Genomic DNA, 6,376 nt, shown 5'->3' with positions numbered 1-6,376 from the left:
TGAAGTTCAGTTTCGAGAAACCGACCGCCCGAAAGACCTCCATGTCGAAATGTGGCGGTCCGCAACCTGGCGAGGAGAGTTGAGTTTTCACGATCACGACGGGGTGGTTGAGCACGGGGCGTTTGTTGACAACTACCTCGCTTTGTATTTGATGCGCAGTGCCGCCAAATGGATACGCCAACCCCTGGGTCAATGGTTGATCAACCCGTGGCCCGATGACGAACCTCAAGAGTTTTCGTACCGTGTCACCGGCAACTGGCCCGACCAAAAATCCCAGCGATGGAACAATAATCACTAAAAGTGGCTGAATGACCACAAGTCGTGTCACAGCGGTGCTATACCAAAAGGTATGGCAAAAGGAAGTTTCTTATGACAGTTAAAGCGAGCACCAAGCCAGCCCTTCTTTTTGCTTTAATGCTGGTACTCGCTGGGTGCTCCTCTACGTCAAACGATGAACCCGCATTCGCTACGACCACCACCCAAGCAGAAAACACCACCACCACCGCCACCACTGTGGCGGCCTCAACGACCTCCACCGTGGCGCCCGAAGAGAGCGACGACGGGTGGAAAAAGGCCGACTACATCCCAGACCTTGAAGTCCCCGAAGGTATCGAAGGCCAGTGCATCACCCAAAAACCAGTATGGGTGGCCGATGCACCACCGGTTGCCCTAGACATGACCGAGCTTCGCACCATCTGCGACCTCTTCATCCCACGCAGCGAGACCTCAGTAACCGTTGAAGCTAACTACTACGGCAAATGGAATTGGGGCCCCAACCAGTACGGCCTCCCCAGCGAAGAAGTGCCGCGACTCATTGGTGAGTACCTCACCAGTATCAACAATTTCAATTTAACCGAAGCCAGTTATGCCGCTGGGTGCAATAAGAGTTGGTTCAGCCTCAATACCACCTATGACCCGAAGAACCATTTTCCCTACAGCCAGACCTACACCGTCGATATTTATTACCCATGTATGGCTAACCCTGGGCGTACGGTCGAGACCCTCAACTTTGCTGCAGAAAGCACTCACCAAATCACATTGGACGACGTGTTTGGCATAGATAAAGATTGGGAAGTAAGCCTTGGGGAAATTATTGCCGTTAGCGAACCAACCAATTGCATTAGAGAGCCATGGGTAAACGTTGGAAAACCTGAGCATCTCACCGACACAGCCTTCACCCTCACCCAAGACAACCTGATCGTCTACCAGTTTTCATTTGGGGTCTGCGGCGAAGAGGCCATCCCCGTGCCCTGGAGTTCGCTCACCCACTTGTTGGACCAAAGCAACGTGATCTGCGAAACCGTTGACCCCGCCGCTCTTGAACTGCCGGCCGGCAGCAACTGGGACGACCTTTCTCTGCGCCCCACTTACGGCGGTCTGTTGCTTATCCCGATGAGTTACCTCACCGACGCCTCCTTTGACTACGGCAATTGTGGGACAGGAGGGGCGCTTGTTGGCCCGCTAGATACACCATCCACCGCGTTCACCATCACCTGGCTCGACCCGGCCAACGACCGTAACCAAATACGCCACCAAGCCGCCCAAGTTAGTAGCGACTGGGCCATCATCAACGATGAGCAACGAGTTATTGACCCCACGGGAGTAATCGAACAAGCGCTCTTAGCTCTAGACCCAGACCTCACCGGCCAAAACGTACGCATTGTTCGCCGGGCCGCTTGCCGATTCGACTTCTACGCCACCACACTTGACGGGGTAACCACCGAAGGCAGTTGGGTGCCCCAGTGGGGCTCCGGCGAATGGGACGAAGCCGAAATGACCGGCTACACCATGCTCATGATCACCGGCCTCAACCAAGCAGTTACCGCCGAAGGCCAAGCCAGCAGTCGAAGCTTTGGCGGAGCCTCAATGGAATGGACCAACCCCGACGGGTTTTGGCGTCAGTTCTATGAAACCTCAGGGTTCTTTGGCCACCTTCGCCTCTATGGCGATGACATGGGCAACCGGATGTATTTCCCACCCATAGATGACGACTGCTTCGCCCTGTCTACAGCGGTATTAGACGGCGTAACTCGCTCAGTAGCCAACCGGCCTACTTCTGCCACCAGCCGAGAACCAGACTGCGCCCCCGGAGAAAACACCCAAGCCCGCACCATCACCTGGGGCCGGGTAAGGAGCGAAGGCGAGAGCGGCCTAGCCCCTCTCCAAGAACTGGTTTCTGACCGCTGTTACTGGGAGAACCGTGATGACTTCCAGCGCTACGAATGGCCCCAAGAAACCACCACCGTCACTAACACAGACATAACACCCCTCAACGGCATAATCATCGGGGTAAAAGAAACCGCAACTAACGACCAGTTCATTGTGGCCCATATTGGTGGCCCCCTCGACCCCGACGATGGCGGCCCAACAACCAGCCATTACTGCTGCGACACCCCATTCACCATAAATACCTACCAATGGGACAGCCAATGGGTGCTTGTTGACGACCCCGACGAAGCCAACCGCTTTACCTCAACCGAAAACCTTGCCCTCGCCCCAATATTGGCCGTCAACCCAAGCTTCGAAGGATGCGACCTCACCAAAACCCCGGAAGAGAGCGAAAATCTCAACTACACCGTCATTGGCGTAGAAATAAACTGCGAATTCGCCGTGCCCTCAACCGGGATTTGGTTTTCCGAAACCTTCAACTACCCCATAGTGGAAGGCACTGGAAACGACGAAGGCATCAACAACGACACCCGAGCCTTCTTCGCCCGAGGGCTCTCTGACCAACTCAACGAAGTACTCATACATGAAGGATGGTTCGGGCACTACTGGTTCAACGAACATTTCAAAGTGGTCTATCAAGACAACAATTCGTTCAGTCTTTCACGATCAACCAGTTACAACACCGGCGGGACTGGCAGTCCCTCCGTTAACGAGGTGGCAACATACGAAGTGTCCACCGGCCAAAAGGTCGAAATTGAGGACCTCTTCATCCCTGGGGTGGACTGGCGGACAGAGTTTGAAACATCCGCCGAAGCCACCGAAGAACACAGCTGCCCCTGGGGGCATGAAGAAGTGCTGTCAGCCCAACATGCGTTCTGGCCCACCGACCAAGGGCTGCTATCAGGAATATTTTATAAGACCCATATAGATTGTCAGTTTGTAAGCTTCCTCGCCCCCTGGGGCGACCTCGCCGAGGTTATTGACCCCAGCGGCCCCGCCAGTCACTTCTTAGCGGAGTAACGGTGAAGGTAAACGGTTACCTCATCGAGTCCCGTGCAGAACTTCAAGTTGCCGACCTTTCTGGCGCCTAACAGAAAAACTGTGTTAGTAAATAGGCGACCCCTTGAAAGGACAGTTCCATGAAATGGCTCAAAGGCCCGTTTAGCAAATACGCCGAGTTCTCTGGGCGGGCTTCCCGCCAGGAATATTGGATGTGGATTCTGTCTTATCTGGTGGTGTACCTCGTGCTGGCCATACTCAGTGCCATAGAGCCTCTATTGGGTGTGCCTCTCTTTCTTTTTATTCTCGCATCGTTGATCCCAAGCCTCGCGGTGTTCGTCCGCCGGTTACACGACACCAATCGAAGCGGCTGGTGGTGGCTGATTTCATTTGTGCCAATGATCGGCGGAATCGTGTTGCTGGTTTTTCTGGCCAGCGACAGTACCACCGGCGACAACGACTACGGCCCAGCCCCGCAATAAACAGATTTGTTCGCTCCTAACCTCACTACTTGAACTCACCCCACCCCATGTCACGAGTGGGGAAGCGATGGTTTAGGGTAAAGCCATGACCATTAGCGATTATCAGACAGCATTAGTAACCGGTGCGTCGGCGGGGATCGGGGCCGCCGTAGTGCGTGACCTCACGGCACGCGGACTTACCGTGCATGCCTTCGCTCGACGCCTCGAGCGGCTCAACGACCTAGCCGCCGAAACAGGCTGCATCCCCCACCAACTCGATGTACGCGACACCGCCACCATGACCGAGATCTTTGATGAAATTGGTGCTGATGTTTTAGTAAACAACGCCGGCGTAGGCCGAGCCATCGACTCCACGGTCACCGCCGACCCCGCTGACCTGGACCAAACCATCGACACCAACGTCACCGCGGTTCTCCAAGCCACCCGCGCCGCCTTGCCGGCCATGATGGCCGCCGGCCGCGGCCATATCATCAACATCGGTTCAGTAGCCGGCCTCTACCCGTTGTCCTCAGCGGTTTACGGTGCCTCAAAAGGGGCCATTCACTTTATGTCCACCAACCTGCGCCTCGAACTGGTCGGCACCGGTATTCGGGTCACCGAAATATGCCCCGGCCGGGTAGCCACCGAGTTTTACGACGCGGCCATAGACGACGAAAACCTGCGCCACCAGCTTAAAGAAACCGGCATCACCGAAATCACCAGCGCCGACGTGGCCGCCTCTATCACCTACGCCCTTGATGCTCCCTGGTACGTCAACGTGGCCCGGGTGGAGCTTCAACCCACCGAACAAACCTACGGCGGCGTTAACTTCGACCCCATCGAGCCACCCTCATGAGCCAATCACTAGCCGGCCGCATCGCCGTAATCACCGGAGGAGCCTCCGGCATGGGGGCCGCCACCGTACGCGAGTTCGTAGCCGCCGGCGCCACCGTCACGCTGATTGACCGCAACGCCGAAGGTGCCCAACAAGTAGCCGACGAAACCGGGGCCACCGCAATCATCGGCGACGTAAGCGACGCCGACTTTTGCCAAAAAACCATCGACCAGGTAGCGGCCACCCACGGACGACTCGATGTTTTGGTCAACTGCGCCGGCACCATCCACCGGGCCGCCGCCGTCGGCACCAGCGACGACGACTGGCGCCAAATAATGGCCGTCAACGTCGACGCCGTGTTCTACCTCTCACGCGCCGCGGTAAAACATATGGTCGCCCAAGGCGCCGGCTCAATCATCAATTTCGGTTCCATCTGGGGCGGCCGCGGCGCCGCTGGAGTGCTGGCCTACTGCGCCACCAAAGGCGCCGTACACCAAATAACCCGGGCCATGGCCCTCGACCACGCCGACCAAGGTATTCGTATCAACGCGGTGGCCCCCGGCGAAGTAGAAACCCCCATGATTTCCACGGGCCGTACCACCACCCCCAGTGCCGCCGACCTACAAGCCCTAGCCGACGCCACCATCCCCATCAAACGCCTCGCCCAACCCGAAGAAATAGCTCGCGTGGTGCGCTTTTTGGCCTCCGACGAAGCCAGCTACCTCACCGGAGCCATCATCCCGGTAGACGGCGGCTACACCGCCCAATAACTCAAGAACAAGCAGCGAAAGCCTCGGTCAACAACACCGACTGGGCTTCAGAAACCTGTGCATCGCCTCGATAGTTGGTATAGGGGTGCCCAAAATAGCCGGCTATTACATCGGCCAAAAGCTCCTCAGGGTTGGTGCCCGCAAACTGGGGTTCATCCATCAAGGCATAAAGCCGAGTCTGATACGACGTGCCCTGCGGGTCGTAGCAAACATCAAGCACCTGCATTGAATAAGCATGGGCCACCTCGTGGAGAGCCACATAAGCCAAGCCCGGCCCGGCCGCCGTGGAGTTGGTGATCCAAATAGAATTAGCCCACGGGTTACCGGGGGAGCCGTCGGCATACCAGCCCCACTCGTCGTACACGTTGACCGAACAATCATCCGGCAAATCAAAATGAGCCGCCCCGGGCCAGCAACCATTAACAATTTGCACACCAACTAAACCAGACAACAACACCGACGGGACACCAGTTACTGCCGCAACCACGGCGGCTTGGTAGTCGCCGGTGTAGCCCGGCCAACACGCCATTTCCTGGCATTCGAGTTCGAGTTCTGGCGCATCAGGGTCAACCTCGGGCACCACCACCGGGGGAGGAGGCACCGGCGGCACCCCGGCCGTAGACAACCCCTCAACTTCTAAAAAACGTAGATGCGCGGCCCGGGTTTGCGGCCCGTACCAGCCATCAACGGTCACCTGCAATAACTGCTGCAAGAGGTAAGTCTCGTCGCTATGGCCCCAGCGGTAGTTGGCGGTCAACACCGCCACAGGATCAAACGGTTCCTCCGTAGTGGTAGTGGGCGTTGCCGTAGTAGTCGGCGGCACAGTTGAAGTGGTGGGCGTTGCCGTAGTAGTTGGCGGCACAGTTGAAGTGGTGGGCGCTGCCGTAGTAGTTGGCATGGCCACCATACGCGGCGCCGGGGTCGGGGCGGGTGGCAAAACGTCTTCTACCAAAGCACAACTGGCGCTCAACAAGAGCACGGTAAAAAGGCTCCCACCAAGGGCCCAAAAGCGAGGCGAATTCCTCATGGCCACAATTTAGATTAGTCAAGCCACAAAAAGGCGTCGCCCCTAAGTCAGCGGGCCACAGGCTTCGTTAACCCCAGCCAAAAAGCCGTCGCAACCCAGCAAGGCTTCTGCCTCG

At 57.1% G+C, this 6,376-nt stretch carries 5 protein-coding genes; 4 read left to right on the top strand and 1 reads right to left on the bottom strand.

Features of this window, described 5'->3' with window-relative positions; genetic code table 11:
* Positions 1-369: 369 nt before the first annotated feature.
* The 4 genes from EYQ49_01275 (at position 370) to EYQ49_01260 (ending at position 5,234) form a co-directional block, all read left to right on the top strand.
* A complete protein-coding gene (locus tag EYQ49_01275) occupies positions 370-3,189 on the top strand; it encodes a hypothetical protein (GenBank protein HIG24511.1) in 2,820 nt (939 codons plus the stop codon).
* A gap of 119 nt (positions 3,190-3,308) precedes the next feature.
* Positions 3,309-3,650, top strand: a complete 342-nt coding sequence (locus EYQ49_01270) for a DUF805 domain-containing protein (protein ID HIG24510.1) — start codon at positions 3,309-3,311, stop codon at positions 3,648-3,650.
* A gap of 85 nt (positions 3,651-3,735) precedes the next feature.
* Complete coding sequence (locus tag EYQ49_01265) at positions 3,736-4,485, top strand: SDR family oxidoreductase (GenBank protein ID HIG24509.1); 750 nt, start codon at positions 3,736-3,738, stop codon at positions 4,483-4,485.
* A complete protein-coding gene (locus tag EYQ49_01260; protein ID HIG24508.1) occupies positions 4,482-5,234 on the top strand; it encodes an SDR family oxidoreductase in 753 nt (250 codons plus the stop codon). The genes EYQ49_01265 and EYQ49_01260 overlap by 4 nt, the downstream gene beginning before the upstream one ends.
* A 1-nt stretch (position 5,235) precedes the next feature.
* Here EYQ49_01260 and EYQ49_01255 read toward each other — a convergent pair whose 3' ends face one another.
* Positions 5,236-6,261: a hypothetical protein gene (locus EYQ49_01255; protein HIG24507.1), complete on the bottom strand. Its 1,026-nt coding sequence runs from the start codon at positions 6,259-6,261 to the stop codon at positions 5,236-5,238.
* Positions 6,262-6,376: the final 115 nt, after the last annotated feature.

The sequence above is a fragment of the Acidimicrobiia bacterium genome, from assembly GCA_012959995.1.
Lineage (GTDB): Bacteria > Actinomycetota > Acidimicrobiia > Acidimicrobiales > MedAcidi-G1 > MedAcidi-G2B.
The sequence above is the reverse complement of the archived record's forward strand: the minus strand, read 5'-3'. Positions and strand labels throughout refer to the sequence as shown.